Annotated in this window: 17 protein-coding genes; 9 read left to right on the forward strand and 8 right to left on the reverse strand. The window is 68.9% G+C overall.

Features of this window, described 5'->3' with window-relative positions:
* Positions 1-12 precede the first annotated feature (12 nt).
* Positions 13-1392, forward strand: a complete 1380-nt coding sequence (locus IB278_RS01115) for an ATP-binding protein (RefSeq protein ID WP_192322426.1) — start codon at positions 13-15, stop codon at positions 1390-1392.
* Positions 1393-1418: 26 nt separating this feature from the next.
* On the forward strand, positions 1419-3209 hold the full coding sequence (locus IB278_RS01120; protein ID WP_192322427.1) for a cytochrome c biogenesis protein DipZ: 1791 nt from the start codon (positions 1419-1421) through the stop codon (positions 3207-3209).
* A 34-nt stretch (positions 3210-3243) separates the two neighbouring features.
* On the opposite strand, the gene IB278_RS01125 is transcribed toward IB278_RS01120, so the two are convergent.
* From IB278_RS01125 to rtcR, 5 genes are all read right to left on the reverse strand, one after another.
* Positions 3244-3495 carry a hypothetical protein gene (locus IB278_RS01125; protein ID WP_145740213.1) on the reverse strand — a complete coding sequence of 84 codons (252 nt, stop codon included), beginning with the start codon at positions 3493-3495 and terminating at the stop codon, positions 3244-3246.
* Between the two features lie 141 nt (positions 3496-3636).
* Positions 3637-4584, reverse strand: coding sequence for an ornithine cyclodeaminase family protein (locus IB278_RS01130; RefSeq protein WP_192322428.1), 948 nt, complete (start codon positions 4582-4584; stop codon positions 3637-3639).
* Positions 4581-5417 carry an alpha/beta hydrolase gene (locus IB278_RS01135; RefSeq protein WP_192322429.1) on the reverse strand — a complete coding sequence of 279 codons (837 nt, stop codon included), beginning with the start codon at positions 5415-5417 and terminating at the stop codon, positions 4581-4583. Before IB278_RS01135 ends, IB278_RS01130 begins: the two co-directional genes overlap by 4 nt.
* Before the next feature lie 55 nt (positions 5418-5472).
* A complete protein-coding gene (locus tag IB278_RS01140) occupies positions 5473-5811 on the reverse strand; it encodes a VOC family protein (RefSeq protein ID WP_192322430.1) in 339 nt (112 codons plus the stop codon).
* 52 nt (positions 5812-5863) lie between these two features.
* The gene (gene rtcR / locus IB278_RS01145; RefSeq protein WP_192322431.1) at positions 5864-7474 is read right to left on the reverse strand and encodes an RNA repair transcriptional activator RtcR; all 1611 of its coding nucleotides are present in this window, start codon (positions 7472-7474) and stop codon (positions 5864-5866) included.
* Positions 7475-8173: 699 nt separating this feature from the next.
* Here rtcR and IB278_RS01150 point away from each other — a divergent pair.
* The 5 genes from IB278_RS01150 to rtcA are packed head-to-tail and all read left to right on the forward strand — an operon-like array spanning position 8174 to position 12857.
* Positions 8174-9325 (forward strand): slipin family protein, encoded by a 1152-nt coding sequence (locus IB278_RS01150; protein ID WP_192322432.1) that lies wholly within the window; start codon positions 8174-8176, stop codon positions 9323-9325.
* 38 nt (positions 9326-9363) lie between these two features.
* The gene (locus IB278_RS01155) at positions 9364-10587 is read left to right on the forward strand and encodes an RtcB family protein (RefSeq protein ID WP_192322433.1); all 1224 of its coding nucleotides are present in this window, start codon (positions 9364-9366) and stop codon (positions 10585-10587) included.
* Between the two features lie 3 nt (positions 10588-10590).
* Positions 10591-10941, forward strand: a complete 351-nt coding sequence (locus IB278_RS01160) for a zinc-ribbon domain containing protein (protein WP_192322434.1) — start codon at positions 10591-10593, stop codon at positions 10939-10941.
* A gap of 36 nt (positions 10942-10977) precedes the next feature.
* Positions 10978-11823: a nucleotidyltransferase domain-containing protein gene (locus IB278_RS01165; protein WP_192322435.1), complete on the forward strand. Its 846-nt coding sequence runs from the start codon at positions 10978-10980 to the stop codon at positions 11821-11823.
* On the forward strand, positions 11820-12857 hold the full coding sequence (rtcA, locus tag IB278_RS01170; protein WP_192322436.1) for an RNA 3'-terminal phosphate cyclase: 1038 nt from the start codon (positions 11820-11822) through the stop codon (positions 12855-12857). The genes IB278_RS01165 and rtcA overlap by 4 nt, the downstream gene beginning before the upstream one ends.
* A 28-nt stretch (positions 12858-12885) precedes the next feature.
* Here the strand turns inward: rtcA and IB278_RS01175 are convergent, their stop codons facing one another.
* Positions 12886-14529, reverse strand: a complete 1644-nt coding sequence (locus IB278_RS01175) for an adenylate/guanylate cyclase domain-containing protein (protein ID WP_192322437.1) — start codon at positions 14527-14529, stop codon at positions 12886-12888.
* Positions 14530-14558: 29 nt separating this feature from the next.
* On the opposite strand from IB278_RS01175, the gene IB278_RS01180 reads away from it, so the two are divergent.
* A complete protein-coding gene (locus IB278_RS01180; protein ID WP_192322438.1) occupies positions 14559-15302 on the forward strand; it encodes a Crp/Fnr family transcriptional regulator in 744 nt (247 codons plus the stop codon).
* 6 nt (positions 15303-15308) lie between these two features.
* On the opposite strand, the gene IB278_RS01185 is transcribed toward IB278_RS01180, so the two are convergent.
* The gene (locus tag IB278_RS01185) at positions 15309-15788 is read right to left on the reverse strand and encodes a DoxX family protein (RefSeq protein ID WP_192322439.1); all 480 of its coding nucleotides are present in this window, start codon (positions 15786-15788) and stop codon (positions 15309-15311) included.
* 227 nt (positions 15789-16015) lie between these two features.
* Here IB278_RS01185 and IB278_RS01190 point away from each other — a divergent pair, with 227 nt between their 5' ends.
* Positions 16016-16774: a sulfite exporter TauE/SafE family protein gene (locus tag IB278_RS01190; RefSeq protein WP_145740236.1), complete on the forward strand. Its 759-nt coding sequence runs from the start codon at positions 16016-16018 to the stop codon at positions 16772-16774.
* A gap of 15 nt (positions 16775-16789) precedes the next feature.
* Here the strand turns inward: IB278_RS01190 and IB278_RS01195 are convergent, their stop codons facing one another.
* The gene (locus IB278_RS01195) at positions 16790-17149 is read right to left on the reverse strand and encodes a DUF1428 domain-containing protein (RefSeq protein ID WP_145740238.1); all 360 of its coding nucleotides are present in this window, start codon (positions 17147-17149) and stop codon (positions 16790-16792) included.
* Between the last annotated feature and the right edge of the window lie 40 nt (positions 17150-17189).

Genomic DNA, 17189 nt, shown 5'->3' on the forward strand with positions numbered 1-17189 from the left:
AAGAAGGTGTCCATGTCCTCGACTTCCGCGAATCCTCCTGCGAACCCGGCCGGCGCTGTGCGCGGCTGGCACCGGCTGCTGCCCGGCTCGCTGTTCTCCCGCGTGACGCTGATCATCGTGGTGGGCCTGGCGATCGCGCAGCTGCTCACCTTCGCGGCGATCCGCTACGAGCGGAACATGGCGCTGCGCGAGCTGATGATGATCGGCATCGAGCGCGACATCGCGAGTTCGGTCGCCATCCTCGACCGCCTGCCCGCGGCCGAGCGCGCCGGTTGGCTCGACCGGCTGGAGCGGCGCAACTACCGCTTCGTGCTGGGCGGCAGCGCAGAGGGCACCGAACCGGCCTCGGAGCAGTCGCGGCAGTTTGCCGCGGCCATCGTCGATGCGATGCGCCCGTTCCCGATCGTCAAGGTCGGCGAGGTGGCCTGGCCGCCCGAGGGCCTGCAGATCCAGGTGCGCCTGGGCGACGGGTCTTCCGTGGTCGTTCATGCGATGCGCGTGGGCATGCCGGTGTCGGGCTGGGTGATGTGGCTGCTTGCGGCCCAGCTGCTGGTGCTGGCCGTGTGCGCCTGGTATGCGGTGCGCCTCGTGACGCGGCCGCTCGCGCAGCTTTCCGAGGCGGCCGACGGGCTCGGGCCCGACCTCAAGGGCCGCACGCTCGCGGAAGAGGGCCCCACCGAGGTGGCGCATGCGGCGCGCGCCTTCAATGCCATGCAGCAGCGCATTGCCGGCTACATGTCCGAGCGCGTCGAGATCCTCGCGGCCATCTCGCACGACCTGCAGACACCCATCACGCGGATGCGGCTGCGCACCGACCTGATGGACGACGAGCGCGACCGCGAGAAATTCCGCCAGGACCTCGACGCCATGCACTCGCTGGTGCGCGAAGGCGTGACCTATGCGCGCACGCTCCACGGCGCCGCGGAGCCGCCGCTGCGCATCGATGCCGACGCGCTGCTCGAGAGCATGGTGGCCGACTACGAAGACGTGGGCCAGCAGGTGCGGCTCGAAGGCAAGGCCGGCGCGCCGATCGTGAGCCGCCCCCATGCGCTGCGCCGCATCCTGATGAACCTGATCGACAACGCGCTCAAGTTCGGCAGCGACGTGCGCCTGCGCGTGCATGCCGAAGAAGACGGCCGGCTGGTTCTGAGCGTGCTCGACGACGGCCCCGGCATTCCGCCGGACGAGCTCGATGCCGTGCTCAAGCCCTTCTACCGCGTCGAGAGTTCGCGCAACCGCAGCACCGGCGGCACCGGGCTTGGCCTGGCGATTGCGCACCAGCTGGCCATGGCCATGGGCGCCGAGCTCACGCTGAAGAACCGCGCCGAAGGCGGGCTCGAGGCCCGGCTCGCGCTGGACGCCGCGCCCGCCCGCACCGCCCTCCAGGGCTGATTCGCCACCGACAACCCCCAAACATCATGCTCGTCCTCCTCATTGCCTACCTGGGCGGGGTGCTCACCATCCTGAGCCCCTGCATCCTGCCGGTGCTGCCTTTCGTGTTCGCGCGCGCCGACCGTCCGTTCCGCTCGCACGGCCTGCCGATGCTGCTGGGCATGGCGCTGGCCTTTGCCGCCGTGGCCACGCTGGCGGCGGTGGGCGGCGGCTGGATCGTCACGCTCAACGAGTACGGGCGCCAGGCCGCCATTGCCGTGCTCGCGCTGTTCGGCGTGAGCCTGCTGTTCCCGAGCGTTGCCGACCGCATGAGCCGGCCGCTGGTCGCGCTGGGCATCCGCATGTCCGAGCCGCGCGGCGATGGCGGTGCGGCAGCGGCCTCGATGTTCTCGCCGTTGTTGCTGGGCGTGGGCACGGGGCTGCTCTGGGCGCCGTGCGCGGGGCCGATCCTCGGCCTGATCCTGACGGGCGCGGCGCTCAATGGCGCGAGCGTCGGCACCTCGCTGCTGCTGCTGGCCTATGCGGCCGGCGCGTGCACCTCGCTCGCGGCCGCGCTGCTGTTCGGCGGGCGGCTGTTCTCCATCATGAAGCGTTCGCTGCATACCGGCGAATGGGTGCGGCGCGCGGCCGGCGCGGCCGTGCTGGCGGGCGTGGGGGCCATTGCGCTGGGGCTGGACACGGGCCTGCTCGCACGCCTTTCCCTGGGCACCACCTCGGCGCTGGAGCAGGCGCTGGTGGACAAAATCAAGCCAGGCAAGCCGCACGCGGAGCCGGTCGCGCTGCGCGAAGCCCCGGGCCTGATGCGCGTGTCGGACAACCGAACGGCCCCGCCGCCCGCGCGCGAACTCAAGGTCGAAGGCCGCTTTCCCTCCTTGGCGGGCGCCACCGAATGGATCAACTCCGTGCCGCTCGCGCCCGAGGCCCTGCGCGGCAAGGTGGTGCTGGTCGACTTCTGGACCTATTCGTGCATCAACTGCCTGCGCACGCTGCCCTACCTTCGGGCATGGGCCGAGAAGTACAAGGACGCGGGGCTGGTGGTCATCGGCGTGCATTCGCCGGAGTTCGCGTTCGAGAAGAAGCCGGCCAATGTGCGCAAGGCCGTCAAGGACCTGGGCATCGGCTTTCCGGTGGCGCTGGACAATGACTTCGCAGTCTGGCGCGGCTTCGACAACCAGGCCTGGCCCGCGTTCTATTTCATCGATGCCGAGGGCCGCATCCGCCACCACCAGTTCGGCGAGAACCGCTACGACAAGGCCGAGCAGGTCATCCAGCAGCTGCTGGCCGAGGCCGGGCAGACCCGCATCGCCGCCGGGCTGGTGGCGCCGCTCGGGCAGGGCACCCAGGCCGCGCCCGGCGCCGAGCCGCCGCTGTCCGGCGAAACCTACCTGGGCCACGAGCGCGCGCACGGCTTTGCCTCGCCCGGCGGCATCGCGCGGGACCGCGCGACGGTCTACCGGCCGGCCGCCTCGGCGCTGCGCACCAACCAGTGGTCGCTGGCGGGCGACTGGACGGTGGAGGCCGAGCGCGCGGTGCTGAACAGCGCCAATGGCCGCATCGCCTATCGCTTCCAGGCACGCGACCTGCACCTGGTGCTGGGCCCGGCGGCCAACGGCAGGCCGGTGCGCTTCAGGGTGCTGGTGGATGGAAAGCCGCCGCTCGCGGACCATGGTGCCGACACCGATGCACAGGGCCACGGCGTGATCGATGCACAGAAGCTCTATCAGCTGGTGCGGCAGGCGGAGGGCAGCCGGGAGCGGCTGTTCGAGATCGAGTTTCTCGACGCCGGCGCGCAGGCCTACGCGTTCACTTTCGGTTGAGCGCTGACGCGGCTCGGGCGGGCGAGGGTGCCTGTCAGGCGGCCCAGGCGCTCAGCGAAAGCCGCCGCAGCATGTCGGTCTGGCGCGATTCCTCGGCATCCCGCAGGCTCTTGGCGGCGCGGGCGGCCACATAGCTGACATACAGCGTCTCGATGGCCTTGGCCCAGTCGTGCATCTTCTGGGACACCGCGCTGGTCGAGGTGGCCGAGGCATCCTCGGCCGGACAGGCGGGCACCTCGAAGCCGGCTTTGCTGAGGATGGTGGCTTTCTGAAAAATGGTAAGCATGGGGCGGGCCTCCTGGCCTTTGGGTATGGGCATCAGGTTAGCGTCGGCGCAAGAGGCGTGCCATCCGCTGCATGACGTATGTGACTGTCGGTAAGTGACGCTCCCGCTGCGCCGCGGCCGCGGTTTTCTAGGCCTTAAGCCTTAGGCCGGCGTCGATTTGGCGTGCTGCCAGACCAGCGTGGCGGCCGCCAGGTCTTCGAGCGCGCTGCCCACGGCCTTGAAGACGGTGCGCTCTTCGCTGCCCGTGCGGCCCGCGCGTTCGCCCCGGCAGAGTGCGGCCAGCGTGCCTTGCACCGCATCGGCGCGCAGCGTGCCGGCCGCGATGGCGTCGAGCAGTTCGCCGGCCTTCTGCAATGCCTCGGTGGTGTCGACGAAGGTGCGCGCCCCGTCGAAGCAGCGCACGTCGGCCTCGCGCATGGCGGGCGTGAAGCTGCCGATCAGGTCCAGGTGCGAGCCCGGCGCCAACCATTCGCCGCGCACCAGCGGCGCGGTGGCCAGCGTGGCGCAGCTCACGATGTCGGCCTGGCGCACGGCCGCTTCGAGGTCCGTGGCGGCCCGGGCGTTGACCCCTTCGGCCCGCCATTGCGTGGCCAGGGCCTGGGCGCCTTCGGCCCGGTGGTTCCACACGAGCACCTCGTCGATGGGCCGCACGCCCGCATGCGCGGCGGGCAGCAGCCGCGCGATGCGGCCGGTGCCCAGCACCAGCAGGCGGCGCGCATCGGTGCGCGCCAGGAACGAGGCGCCCAGCGCCGATGCCGCGGCCGTGCGGCGCGCGGTGAGTTCGTTGCCGTCCATCATGGCCAGCGGCACGCCGGTGCGCGCGTCGTACAGCACATAGGTCGCATGAAGGCCGGGCAGGCCGCGTGCGCTGTTGCCCGGAAAGACATTGATGGTCTTGATGCCCAGGAAGCCCGCGTCGCTCCACGCCGGCATGATGAGCACGGTGCCCTTGTCGGCGCCGGCGGTTTCGATGCTGTGCACATGGCGCGGCGGCACGTGAGCTTCGGCCGCGAAGGCTGCGCGCAGCGCGGGCACGAGCCGCTCGAAGGCCAGCGGCTCGCGAGTGGCGGTTTCGTCGAAATGCTTCATGGCTGGCGTGGACGCAGCGAGGCGTCGAAGAATTCCACCAGCGCCTGCTGGCAGGTGGCGCCGAAGCGCTCGGTCATCGGCTCGAGGTGGCCGGCGCCGGGCACCTCGAGCAGGCGCCGGGGCTCGCGCGCGGCCTCCAGCAGGCGCCGCGAATGGGAATCCGGAATGATCCGGTCGACCGTGCCGTGGATCAGCAGCAGGGGGATGGGCGCGACGGCGGCGACGTATTTCGATGCGGCGTAGTCGTCGCCCACCAGCAGCCCGGCGCCGGGGAGCTTCTCGTTCGCAATCGAGGAATACGAATAGAAGGTCGATTCGATGGCCGCTGCCTTCACGCCGGCCCGGTTGCCCGAGCCCAGCACCGCAATCGCGTTGGCGCCGCCCAGGCTCTGGCCGAAGACGAGGAGGCGCTCGGGGTCGACGTCGCCGCGCGATCGCACGTGGCCGAGCGCGGCGCTGGAATCCTCGAACACGCCCTTGGGCTCCGGCTTGCCGGCCGATTCGCCGTAGCCGCGGTAGTCGAACACGAACACGTTGAAGTCCTGCTTCGGCAGCCAGGCCACGAAGCGCCAGTGCGTGCTCATGTTCTGGGCGTTGCCATGAAAGTGGACCACCGTGCCCTTGGCCTCCTTCGGATTGCTGCGGCCCGCGGCAGGAAGAAACCAGCCGGTCAGGCGCGTGCCGTCGGCGCTGGCGAACTGCACCGCCTCGTAGCGCAGCCCGAGCGCGTCGGGCGTTTCGTAGCGCACGCGGTCGGGGTAATAGAACATCGACTGGACGCAGCCGGTGAGAAAGGGGGACAGGGCTGCGAACAAGGCCAGCTTCCAGTTCATGGGGGAGTGCTTTCCGTGGCGCCCGGCCCGCGTGGGCGTCTTCCGGATCGGCCGCTCAGGCCTGCTGCCGGAACCCAAGGTGATAGCCGTTGCAGTCCACCACGCCGAACTCCGTGGAGCCGTAAGGCATGTGCTGCAGCGGCCACGCAATGGAGGCCTTGTCCTTGACGGCGGCGTAACAGGCCGCCGCATCCGCCACGGCGAAATAGAAGGTGCCGGAGCAGGTGGGCGGGCTCTTCCAGAGATCCTGCTGCGTGAAGATGAGCTTGCCGCCCTGCTTCTCGACCGTCAGGGTGCCTTCTGCCGAATCCTCAGCCGCGAAGCCGAGGACATCGGCGTAGAAGCGCCGGGTCTGGGCCAGATCGTGGCAGCGCAGGAGCAGTGTCAGCGGCATGGGTTTCTCCGTGGAATGCGGCAGTTCCGGCGCAGGATAGCTCAGCCCGCGCTCAGCCCGCGGTAATGCGGCTCCATTCGAGCCCGTGCTTGGCCAGGTACTTGCGCAGCCGGTCGGCATCGTTCACCACGCTGCGCTGCGTGCGCGAGGCCTGGAAGAGTTGCCGCCCCGCATCCGACAGGCTGCGCGATTCGCGGCACACGCGCACCACCGCTTCGAGCTGCAGCCGGTCGAACAGGTCGAGCGCGGCCGCGCGGTCATCGCCGAGCAGGCTGCCGAGGCCGACGTCGGCAGCGCCTGCGCTTGGCCTTGCCGGGCCCTCGCGGTTCCAGAGCCAGCGCAGCCGCTCGATCTCCGCCTCGACCAGCGCCACCGGAATGCGTCCGCCATCCGCCAGCGTGGCCAGCCGCGTCACGCTGGCCGAGAGGTCGCGGAAGTTGCCGCACCACAGCGCCTCGCCGCTCTGCGCAAAGCGCAGGTAGGCCGCGCGCGCCTCGGCGTTGAAGCGCACCACGCGGTGGTTCTCGGCCGCATGGAGGGCCAGCAGGTGGTCGATGTTGGGCTCGATGTCCTCGGGCCGCTGTGCGAGGCCGGGCAGGTTGTAGGTCCAGAGATTGATGCGCGCGAACAGGTCTTCGCGGAACCGCCCCTCGGCCACGTCGCTGCGCAGGTCGCGGTTGGTGCCGGCGATCAGCTGGAAGTCGCTCTCCACTTCCTTGTCGGCGCCGACCGGGAAGAAGCGCTTCTCCTCGATGGCCTTGAGCAGCATGGCCTGCTCGTCGAGCCCGAGCTCGCCGATCTCGTCGAGGAACAGCGCGCCCTGGTTCGCCGTGCGCAGCAGTCCGGCCCGGTCGCTTGCCGCGCCGGTGAAGGAGCCCTTCCTGTGGCCGAACAAGGTGGAGGCCGCGCCGTCGCCGCGCAGCGTGGCGCAGTTCACCTCGACGAAGGGCCCGCTCATCTGGTGCCGCGCCTGCTTCAGCTCGAACATGCGCCGCGCGAGAAAGGACTTGCCCGCGCCCGTCGGCCCCACCAGCAGGATCGGCGCGCGCGATCGCACGGCCACGCGCTCGATCTCGTCGATCAGTGCGTTGAAGCGCGCGTTGCGCGTGGCGATGCCGCTCTTCAGGAAGGCGACCGCGTCGCGCTGCTCCGCATCGAAGCGCCGCGCGATCACGTCGTAGCGCGACAGGTCGAGGTCGATCAAGGTGCACTTGCCGGCCTCGCCTTCGCGCTGCTTCCGGGGCGGCGAGGTCTGCGCGAGCACGCCCGGCACCACGCGCGATTCCGACAGCAGGAACATGCAGATCTGCGCCACGTGCGTGCCGGTGGTGATGTGCGTCCAGTACTGCTCGCGCTCGGTGTCGAAGGTGTAGGCGCGCGCCCAGTCGTACAGGCGCGTGTAGACCTCGCCGAAATCCCAGGGGTCCGCGAGGTCGAAAGGCACGAGGTTGACCGTGGTCTCGGGCGACACGGCCTCGATGTCGGCCTTCACCACCTCGGCCAGCGCCTTGTGCTTGAGCGTGTAGAGCAGCTCCATGCGCGAGACCACCATGTCGTCGTGCTGCGCGAGCGAGACGGTGGGGCGCCACTTGTTCCAGCGGCCCGCGCCCTGGCCGGCGTCGAGCTGGGTGCCGAGGAAGCCGATGACGACGACTGGTTTCATGGATAAAAGACTAGCTGAATTTCTATATTTATTAGGATCCTATCAGGACCGAAGGCGAAGCGGTACGCGCGCCGGAAGAAAAATTCCTGTTGAATATCAATGACTTGCACTGCTCGCGGGAGGATTCCGGTGCGGATCCTCATCACCTGGCACGGCGGCTGCAATGGATGAACCGTCCGGATGCAGTTCATCCGCTCGCAGGTGCCGCATGAAAGCGGCCCGGTGCCGCAGGCCAGATCCTGTCTTGGGTCCGCGGTATGCCGCTGTTGAACTGGCTGGCGACTGAACTTGATTCAGTTCTGCTCATGGTTGAGCACCGTGCTAACCACATGGCGTTGCGGGTTCGATTCCCGCGAAAAACCCTGGCAGTGCTTGCACTGCCATCTGATGGGGCGAAAGCCCCCCGCCCCGGCACACCGGAGCGTGCGGCGCAAGGCGAAGAGGCCTTGCGGGCGCGCGACACCGTGCCAAGCGCAGGCGGCTTGCGCACCGTGCGTGCGGCAAGGAGCTGCGTGCCGCCATCGGACGGCGAGGGAAGTGACGGCGTTGCCCATGCGGCGCCGGGCACCGACCGGACCCGACGACCGCTGCACGAAAGCCTGGCCCCACCGCAGTGCCCGCCGCCTGCCCTTTCGAGGGCCTGGATCGAATGAACGAACGACACGAACAACTGAACCGAACAACGAGTGGGAGAAAAAAATGCTGGGTTTCAATCAATACACCGTCAAGAAGAACGAACGCGCGCTGCTGCTGCGCAATGGCGACTTCGAGCAACTGCTCGGCCCGGGAAAGCACCGGGTGTTCTCGCGCTTCGATAGCCTGAAGCTGGAGCGCTTCTCGCTGGCCGAGCCGGCGTTCGAGCACGAACTGGCCGACTACTTCCTGGCGCGCGAGCCCGAACTGGTCGAGCGCGAGTTCGTGCAGGTGTCGCTCGGCGAAACCCAGGTCGGCCTGCGCCATGAAGACGGCGTGCTGGTGCAGATCCTGCCGCCCGCCACGCGCAAGCTGTACTGGCGCGGCCTGCGCGAGCAGCGCGTGGACGTCGTCGACGTGGCGGCCGATGCGCGCCTGCCGGCGGGGCTGCTGGCAAAGCTGCAGAGCGTGGCCCTGCGTCCACGTGCGGTGCAGGGGCTCGACGGCGTGCTGCTGGTGCAGGTGCCCGAATTCCATGCCGGCGTGCTGACGCTCGAAGGGCAGATGCAGGCGATGCTGCCGCCGGGAAACCACGGTTTCTGGCGCTTCAACCGGCAGGTGGCCGTGACTTGCGTGGACCTGCGTTCGCAGATCGCCGAGGTGAGCGGCCAGGAGATCCTGACCCGCGACAAGGTGGGGCTGCGGCTGAACCTGTCTGCGGTATGGCGCTTCACCGACGTGCGCCAGGCGCTGGCGCAAATGCCCAAGCCGGCCGAACATGTCTATCGCGAACTGCAGTTCGGCCTGCGTGCCGCGGTGGGCGAGCAGACGCTGGACGCGCTGCTGGAGAACAAGGCGGCCATCGACCAGACGGTGCTGGCGCAGATGCGCGAGCGGCTGAAGGATTCGGGCGTGGTGCTGGAGAGCGTGGGCGTGAAGGACATCATCCTGCCGGGCGAGATGAAGACCATCCTGGCCCAGGTGGTGGAGGCCGAGAAGTCGGCCCAGGCCAACGTGATCCGCCGCCGCGAGGAAACCGCGGCCACGCGCTCGCTGCTGAACACCGCCAAGGTGATGGAGGGCAACCCTGTCGCGTTGCGGATGAAGGAGCTCGAGACGCTGGAACGCGTGGCCGAACGGATCGACAAGATCTCGGTGGTCGGTGGCCTGGACCAGGTGCTCAACGGATTGGTGACGCTGCGGCCGAACGGTTCCTGAGGCGCATTGAAGAACGAACGATGGAAGAGAGAAAAGAAATGGAACAGAACTACAAACTGCATGAAGTGGCCAACGGCGTCCCCGTGAAGATGTGGACGAACGGCGTGCCTGTGGAAGACGAGGCGCAGAAGCAGCTCGAGAACGCCGCGCGCCTGCCCATCGTGTTCAAGCACATCGCGGCCATGCCCGACGTGCACTACGGCATCGGCGCCACCGTGGGTTCGGTGATCCCGACCTTCAAGGCCATCATCCCGGCCGCGGTGGGCGTGGACATCGGCTGCGGAATGATGGCCTGCAAGACCACGCTCGATGCGCGCGACCTGCCCGACAACCTGGGCCCGCTGCGTTCGGCGATCGAGAGGGCCGTGCCGCACGGAAGCAATCCCAGGCGCATGGGCCGCGACAAGGGCGCGTGGGAAACGCCACCCGACGAAACCGACGCCGCCTGGGCCAAGCTGGTGGATGAGTTCGACCTGATCTGCGAGGACTACCCGCGCATCAGGAACACCAACAACCACAAGCACCTGGGAACGCTGGGTACCGGCAACCACTTCATCGAGGTGTGCCTCGACGAAGCGGGTGCCGTGTGGTTCATGCTGCACTCGGGTTCGCGCGGCGTGGGCAACGCGATCGGCACGCACTTCATCGAACTCGCGAAGAAGGATGCCGAACTGCACCAGCGCAACCTGCCTGACCAGGACCTGGCGTACTTCGAGGAAGGCGCCAGGTACTTCGGCGACTACGTGCGCGCGGTGGGCTGGGCCCAGAAGTTCGCGCGTGCCAACCGCGAAGTGATGATGCAGCGCGTGGTCGCGGCCGCGCGCAAGGTCATCAGCAAGCCCTTCGAGGCGCACGTGGAAGCGGTGAACTGCCACCACAACTACGTGAACCGCGAGACGCACTTCGGCGAAGACGTGCTCGTCACGCGCAAGGGCGCGGTGAGCGCCAAGGCTGGCGAGCTCGGGATCATCCCGGGCAGCATGGGGGCCAAGAGCTACATCGTGCGCGGCAAGGGCAACCCCGAGTCGTTCATGAGCTGCAGCCACGGCGCGGGCCGCAAGATGAGCCGCACCAAGGCGAAGAAGCTCTTCACCATCGCCGACCAGATCGCCGCGACCGAAGGCGTGGAATGCCGCAAGGACGCCGACGTGATCGACGAGATCCCGATGGCCTACAAGGACATCGACGCGGTGATGGAGGCGCAGAGCGACCTGGTGGAGGTGGTCCACACGCTCAAGCAGGTGGTGTGCGTGAAGGGATAGGCCATGAAAAGCAACAAGCAGCGCCGCGCCGAGATCAAGGCGCACCGCCTCGAACGCGCCGCGCGCCGGCTGGCCGAGCAGCGGCTGTCCGTGGACGCGCGGCCCGTGAGCGGTGCCGGCCTGGTGGTCGCCGATACGGCGCTGCTGGCCGCGCACAACAATACCTACGGGCCGCTGCCCGCGTTCTACGTGGACAAGGCCTTCACCTGCCGCGACTGCGGCGCCGACGAAGTGTGGACGGCCAAGCAGCAGAAGTGGTGGTACGAGGTGGCGCTGGGCAACATCAACAGCACGGCGGTGCGCTGCCGTGCCTGCCGGATCGCAAGGCGCGCTTTTGCGGCAGGCCTGCAATGAACGAATAAAACCAGACGAAGCGGCGACGCTGATTCCATGACTGCACAAGAAGAAAAATCCGGCGAGCTCCTGCGCTCTGCCCATCCCATCGACCCCGCCATGCGCGCGCAGATCATGCAGGCCCTGCGCGATATCGAAACGCGCCATGACGTCACGGTGCTGTTCGCCTGCGAATCCGGCAGCCGCGGCTGGGGCTTTGCCTCGCCCGACAGCGACTACGACGTGCGCTTCATTTACGTGAACCGACTGCCTTGGTACCTCACGGTGACGCCGCGGCGCGACGTGATCGAGCTGCCGATCAGCGGCGAGCTCGACGTGAACGGCTGGGACCTGCGCAAGGCGCTGGGCCTGATGCGCGAGTCGAACCCCACGCTGCTCGAATGGCTGCGCTCGCCCGTGGTGTACCGCGACGATGCGGCCGCGATGCCGCGTTTCCGCGCGCTCTCGGAGGCGGTGTTCTCCAACGCGCGCGGCTGGCATCACTACACCTCGATGGCGAAGAAGAACTTCCGCGAGCACCTGCAGGCCGACGAAGTGCGCTACAAGAAATATCTTTACGTGCTGCGTCCGCTCTTGGCCGCGCGCTGGATCCGCACGCAGGCCGGCGTGCCGCCGATGCGCTTCGCCGAGCTGGCGCAGCGCACGCTCGACGCCGTGCACGACGCCGCGCTGATCGATGAAATCAACGCGCTGCTCGCAGTGAAGATGCGCGCCGGCGAGGCTGCGACCAGCCCGCGCTGGCCCGGCATCCATGCATTCATCGAGGCCGAACTCGCGGCCCATGCGGCCGAGCCGATCACGCCGCTGCCGCAGGCCGAGAACGCGGGACTCGATGCATTCCTGTACGAGACGGTGCTGCGCATCGAAGGAGGCCGCGCATGATCGAACTCGACGGTTCGCAGGGCGAGGGCGGCGGGCAGATCCTGCGCACCAGCCTGGCCCTGTCGGTCGCCACGGGCCAGCCCGTGGCCATCGAGAAGATCCGCGCAGGCCGCGCCAAGCCGGGCCTGATGCGCCAGCACCTGGCCTGCGTGAATGCCGCGGCGCAGATCAGCGGCGCGCAGGTCGAAGGGGCCGAGCTCGGCTCGCAGTCGCTGCGCTTCGTGCCCGGGCCGGTGCGCGCGGGCGACTACCGCTTCGCGATTGCCAGCGCGGGCAGCTGCATGCTGGTTCTGCAGACGGTGCTGCCGCCGCTGCTGCTGGCCGGTGCGCCGAGCCGTCTGCATCTGAGCGGCGGCACGCACAACCCGATGGCGCCGCCTTTCCACTTTCTGGAGCGCGCCTTCGCACCGCTGGTGCGCCGCCTGGGCGCGGACCTGCAGCTGGTGCTGCGCCGCTGCGGTTTCTACCCTGCCGGCGGCGGCGAGGTCGAAGCGGCCATCGTGCCGGACGTTGATGGACTGCGGTCTTTCGATCTGATGAGCCGCGGCGCGCTCCTGTCGGCCCATGCGGAGTGCCTGGCGCCGGGGCTTGCGCGCCACGTCGCCGCGCGCGAGCTGGAGACGCTGGGCAAGGCCATGGGATGGTCCGGCGAGCAGCTGCGCACCGGCACCGCGCGCCAGAACGAAGGGCCCGGCAACGCGCTGCTTGCCACGCTGGCGTACGAACACGTCACCGAGGTCTTCACGGCTTTCGGCGAAAAGTCGCTGAGCGCCGAGCAGGTGGCGCACGGGCTGGTGAAGGAGCTGCGCGGGTTCCAGAAAAGCCAGGCGGCCGTGGGGCCGCATCTTGCGGATCAGCTGGCGCTGCTGCTGGGCCTGGCGGCATGGCGAAGCGGCCGCGGCGGCAGCTTCACCTGCAGCGAAGTGACCGGGCACACGCGCACCAACTGCGCGGTGATCGAGCGCTTCCTGCCGGTGCGCTACGCCATCACGCAAGCGCCCGATGCGGCCACGGTGGCAGTGGCGCCGGCCTGAAGCAGGCCGCGTCGGTCGGCTGCTGCTGCTAGTCGGAGCAGATCACCGCGATCGGCTCGGAGCGGCCGCGCACGGCCAGCATCTCGACCTGTCCTCCGGCATGCGCGAAGCCGGCCTGCTGCGCGGCATACACCGAGACCACCAGGCGCGACGCGGCCGTCTTGGCGTGGTCCTGCAGCCGGCTCGCGGTGTTGACCACTTCGCCGATCGCGGTGAAGGTGGTGGTGTCGAGGTAGCCCACTTCGCCCACGGCCGCGCGTCCGGCGTGCAGGCCCATGCCGAAGTCCAGGCGCTGGCCGAACTGGGCTTCGAAGCCTTCGCTCCACGCATCCATGCGCTGGCCGATCAGTTCGGTCGCGCGCAGCGCCTGCCGGCAGGCGGTGGGCAGGTCGGTGCCGAGGCCGAAGATCGCCATCACGCTGTCGCCGATGAACTGGTTCGGCACGCCGCCGCATTCGCGCACCGCGGCGCCCACGGTGGCAAAGTAGCGGTCGAGCACATAGGCTAGGTCGAAGGGCCATTGCCCTTCCGCCAACCCCGACCAGCGTCGCAGGTCCACGAACAGGATGGCCACGTCGCGCTCGCGGCCGAAGCTGCTGGCCGGCGCCGGCTGTCTTCCGCGGCTTGCGGGCGCGAACAGCGGGATGACCTCGATGTCGCCTCGCGGGCGCAGTTGGCAGGCCAGCCGCACGCCTTCCGGTGCACGCACGCGGTCGAGCGTTCGCTGCTCGTCGCGGTCGGGCGGGTCCCAGTGCTGTGCGGGGCCGAGCACGCGCACGCGGCAGGTCGAGCAGCGCGCCCGGCCGCCGCACACCGAGAGATGGGCGATGCCGTGCGACCGACTCGCTTCCAGCACGCTCCAACCGTGCGGCACGTGCACCGTGCGGCCGGGGTAGCGCAGCGCAATCGACGCGCCGCGCGCGCGGCGCGCGAACCAGTTGCGCGCCGCATAGGCTGCCAGCAGGGCGGCCAGGCCGAGCGCGTAGAAGAGCTTGATGCGGCCCTCCGCCATGCCGAGCGCCCGGCCCTGGGCCGGGGTCGGCAGCACCGCGGGCGGCACGCCGGTCCACTGGAATTCCCGCCCCATCGAGACGAAACCCATCATCGCCGCGAGCGGCAGCACCACGGCAATGGCCAGCAGCAGATAGGAAAGGCGGCGGTAGGCCGGCCGCGCCCGCAGCGCGAAGTGGATGCCGAGGCAGCCATGGGTCCAGGCCGCGAGCAGCATCGTGAACTGCGCGCCGGCGCCCGGCAGGCTCCACAGGCCCGAGACCACGCGGACATAGGAGCCCTCGATGCCATAGGCCAGGAAGGCGCCGCGCATGGCGGTCAGGTGGGTGGCCAGCAGCAGCGGCAGCGCAAAACCCAGCAGCACGCGCAGGCCCTCGAGCGGCGGCATGCGCAGCGTGCGGCGCTCCCACAGCGCGGCCACGGCCAGCGCCAGGTGCACGGCGGCCGCGCCATACAGCAGCAGCGTGCCCGGCAGGCTGTGCCAGAAGAGCTGCACGTTGCGCAGCACCGCCTCGGCCGCAGCGAAGGAGGCAATGCCCAGCGAATGGTTCAGCAGGTGCGCCGTGACATAGGCCATCAGCACCAGTCCGCTCGTCCATCGGAGGTTGCGCCGGGTCGGCGGTTTCGGCAGCCGGGCGATGGGTGGGGAGCGTCTGTCCATGAATGGCTTCGAAAGGGCACCCGAGCATAATGCGCGCGCCCCTCTCCACCGGCATGGCCTCCACTCCAATCACTCCCCGTTCCAGCCTCGCGCTGCGCCGCATCGCGCTGTTCGAAGGCCTTTCAGACCAGCGGCTCGACCTGCTCGCGCAGCAATGCCTGTGGCACAGCGTCGAGGCCGGCAAGCCCTTGCTGCTGCGTGCCGAGCAGCAGGGCGAGGTGTTCCTGCTGGTCTCGGGCCGGGTCCGCGTGACCACCTACGCGGCCAACGGGCGGCAGGTGACCTTCAGGGATTCGGAAGCCGGCGAGCACTTCGGCGACATTGCCGCCATCGACGGCGGGCCGCGTTCGGCCGACGTGGTCACGCTGCTGCCGAGCGTGCTTGCGAGCCTCGACCGCGCCGCCTTCCTGGCCCTGCTGCGCGAGGAGCCGCTGGTGGCCGAGCGGGTGATGCAGCGGCTGGCCTCGCTGGTGCGGCAGCTGTCGGAGCGCGTGATCGACCTGAGCACGCTGGGGGTCCAGAACCGGCTGCATGCCGAGCTGCTGCGCCTCGCGCGGGCTGCGGGCGTGGCGCACAACCAGGCGCGGCTGGAGCCGGCGCCCAGGCACGCAGCCCTGGCGGGCCAGATCAGCACCAACCGCGAGCAGGTGACCCGCGAACTCAACGTGCTGGCACGCAGCGGCGTGCTGCAGAAGGACGGCAAGGCCCTGCGGGTGGCCGACGTCGCCCGGCTCGAGGCGATGGTCTCGCAGGTGCGGGGCGACGCCGGCTGAGCCGGATCAGTTCCAGCGGCCGCGCAGCCCGCCAAGGCTGAATCGGCCCGCGCCCAGCAGCACCACGGTGAGCGCGCCGAACAGGTACAGGCCCTGCAGCTCGAGCGCCCAGCCGCCCTGCTTGGTCAGAGCGAACAGGTCGGCCATGTGCACCAGGCCGAAGGCCGCGAGCATGTTGATGACGACCACGCCGGCCGCGGCGCGGGTCCAGAAGCCGGCGATCATGAGGAGCGGCGCCACGATCTCGCCCACGTACACCAGGTAGGCCAGCCCGCCCGGCAGGCCGGCCTTCGCCAGCATCGCGCTCACGAAGCCCACGCCGGCCGAGATCTTGAAGATGCCGTGCAGCAGCACGAGCACGCCGATCGCCAGGCGCAGCAGCAGCTTGCCGGCGTCGTCCGGCGTGGCGGGGGAGAAGGCGGAGGAAGCCTGCGAAGGTGCGATCGGCGCACGCGCGGCGTTGGCGGCTACGGTCTGGGTGTTCATGGCGGATCCTTGAAAAATGAGAGGGCGGCCGCGGAGTGCGGCGGTTGCGGTTCCAGTGTGCGCAGCCGCTGCCTGGCGGTATGTGCGTTTACGCACAGTTTCCGAAGACGGTCCACGGCCGCAAAGTGCCGTGCCGAAGCGCCTGCAGGGCCCGCGCCATCCTGCTACGCTCGGGTGGCCCGCCAGCGCCGACACGGCGGGCTTTTTTCTGCGCCGCTTCCTTTCCCATGGTCTTTCCCCTCATCACCGATCCGCATTTCTATGCGGTGGCCGTTCCCGCCGTGCTGCTGCTGGGCATCAGCAAGAGCGGCTTCGGCGCCGGCTTCGGTTCACTGGCGGTGCCGCTGATGGCCCTGGCGGTCACCGTGCCGCAGGCCGCGGCCATCCTGATGCCGCTGCTGCTCTTGATGGACCTGCTCGGCCTGGCCGCCTTCCGCAACGACTTCGACCGCGCGCTGCTCAAGTTCCTGATTCCTTTCGGACTGCTCGGCACGGTGATCGGCACGCTGCTGTTCCGCACGCTCTCGGCCCACACCGTGGCCGGCATCGTCGGCGTGTTCACGCTGCTGTTCCTTGCGCAGCGGCTCGCGTTTCCGCCCAGGCCGGACGATCCGCTGCCCTCGCGCGCGGTGGGCGCGGCGCTCACCGCGGTCTCGGGGTTCACCAGCTTCATCGCGCATGCCGGCGGGCCGCCGATCAATGCCTACGTGATTCCGCTGCGGCTCAAGCCGGTGGTGTTCACCGCCACCATGGCGTATTTCTTCTTCGTGGTGAACCTGAGCAAGTGGATTCCCTACGCATGGCTCGGCCTGATCGACCTGCGCACGCTGGCCACATCGGCAGCGCTGATGCCGCTGGCGCCGCTCGGCGTGTGGGTGGGCATCCGCATTGCCCGGCGCATCGATGCGACCTGGTTCTATCGCTTCGTGTACCTGGGCATGCTGCTCACAGGCCTCAAGCTCGTCTACGACGGATTCTTCGCCTGAGGCCGGAGCTTTCGCTCAGAACTCGACGATCGACTTGAAGCCGCCGAAGATCATCCGCTTTCCGTCGAAAGGCAGGGTCTTGGGGTCCATCGCGGCAATGCGCGGGTCGGCCATGACCTTGGCGTTGACCGCGTCGCGGTGCTTGCGCGACTTGTAGACGATCCACGAGAAGGCCACGGTTTCGTCGGCCTTCTGCTTCACGCTCTGCGGAAACGAGGTGAATTTTCCCGGCTTCACGTCGTCTGCAATGCATTCCACATATTCGAGCGCGCCGTATTCCATCCAGATCTTGCCGGCCTTGCGGGCCAGCTTGCGGTAGGCCTCGACGTTGTTCGAGGGAACGGGGACGAGAAAGCCGTCGACATAGCGAGCCATTGAAAGTCTCCTTGAAAGAAACGGAAAATAGAAAAGAAAA

The sequence above is a fragment of the Variovorax sp. VRV01 genome (genome assembly GCF_014852545.1).
In the GTDB taxonomy this organism is placed as follows: Bacteria; Pseudomonadota; Gammaproteobacteria; order Burkholderiales; family Burkholderiaceae_C; genus Variovorax; species Variovorax beijingensis_A.

Bases quoted from the DNA above. Each gene is read 5' to 3' on its own strand.
- IB278_RS01115 (WP_192322426.1), top strand. From the start codon at position 13: ATGTCCTCGACTTCCGCGAATCCTCCTGCGAACCCGGCCGGCGCTGTG.
- IB278_RS01120 (WP_192322427.1), top strand. From the start codon at position 1,419: ATGCTCGTCCTCCTCATTGCCTACCTGGGCGGGGTGCTCACCATCCTG.
- IB278_RS01125 (WP_145740213.1), bottom strand. From the start codon at position 3,495: ATGCTTACCATTTTTCAGAAAGCCACCATCCTCAGCAAAGCCGGCTTC.
- IB278_RS01130 (WP_192322428.1), bottom strand. From the start codon at position 4,584: ATGAAGCATTTCGACGAAACCGCCACTCGCGAGCCGCTGGCCTTCGAG.
- IB278_RS01135 (WP_192322429.1), bottom strand. From the start codon at position 5,417: ATGAACTGGAAGCTGGCCTTGTTCGCAGCCCTGTCCCCCTTTCTCACC.
- IB278_RS01140 (WP_192322430.1), bottom strand. From the start codon at position 5,811: ATGCCGCTGACACTGCTCCTGCGCTGCCACGATCTGGCCCAGACCCGG.
- rtcR (WP_192322431.1), bottom strand. From the start codon at position 7,474: ATGAAACCAGTCGTCGTCATCGGCTTCCTCGGCACCCAGCTCGACGCC.
- IB278_RS01150 (WP_192322432.1), top strand. From the start codon at position 8,174: ATGCTGGGTTTCAATCAATACACCGTCAAGAAGAACGAACGCGCGCTG.
- IB278_RS01155 (WP_192322433.1), top strand. From the start codon at position 9,364: ATGGAACAGAACTACAAACTGCATGAAGTGGCCAACGGCGTCCCCGTG.
- IB278_RS01160 (WP_192322434.1), top strand. From the start codon at position 10,591: ATGAAAAGCAACAAGCAGCGCCGCGCCGAGATCAAGGCGCACCGCCTC.
- IB278_RS01165 (WP_192322435.1), top strand. From the start codon at position 10,978: ATGACTGCACAAGAAGAAAAATCCGGCGAGCTCCTGCGCTCTGCCCAT.
- rtcA (WP_192322436.1), top strand. From the start codon at position 11,820: ATGATCGAACTCGACGGTTCGCAGGGCGAGGGCGGCGGGCAGATCCTG.
- IB278_RS01175 (WP_192322437.1), bottom strand. From the start codon at position 14,529: ATGGACAGACGCTCCCCACCCATCGCCCGGCTGCCGAAACCGCCGACC.
- IB278_RS01180 (WP_192322438.1), top strand. From the start codon at position 14,559: ATGCGCGCGCCCCTCTCCACCGGCATGGCCTCCACTCCAATCACTCCC.
- IB278_RS01185 (WP_192322439.1), bottom strand. From the start codon at position 15,788: ATGAACACCCAGACCGTAGCCGCCAACGCCGCGCGTGCGCCGATCGCA.
- IB278_RS01190 (WP_145740236.1), top strand. From the start codon at position 16,016: ATGGTCTTTCCCCTCATCACCGATCCGCATTTCTATGCGGTGGCCGTT.
- IB278_RS01195 (WP_145740238.1), bottom strand. From the start codon at position 17,149: ATGGCTCGCTATGTCGACGGCTTTCTCGTCCCCGTTCCCTCGAACAAC.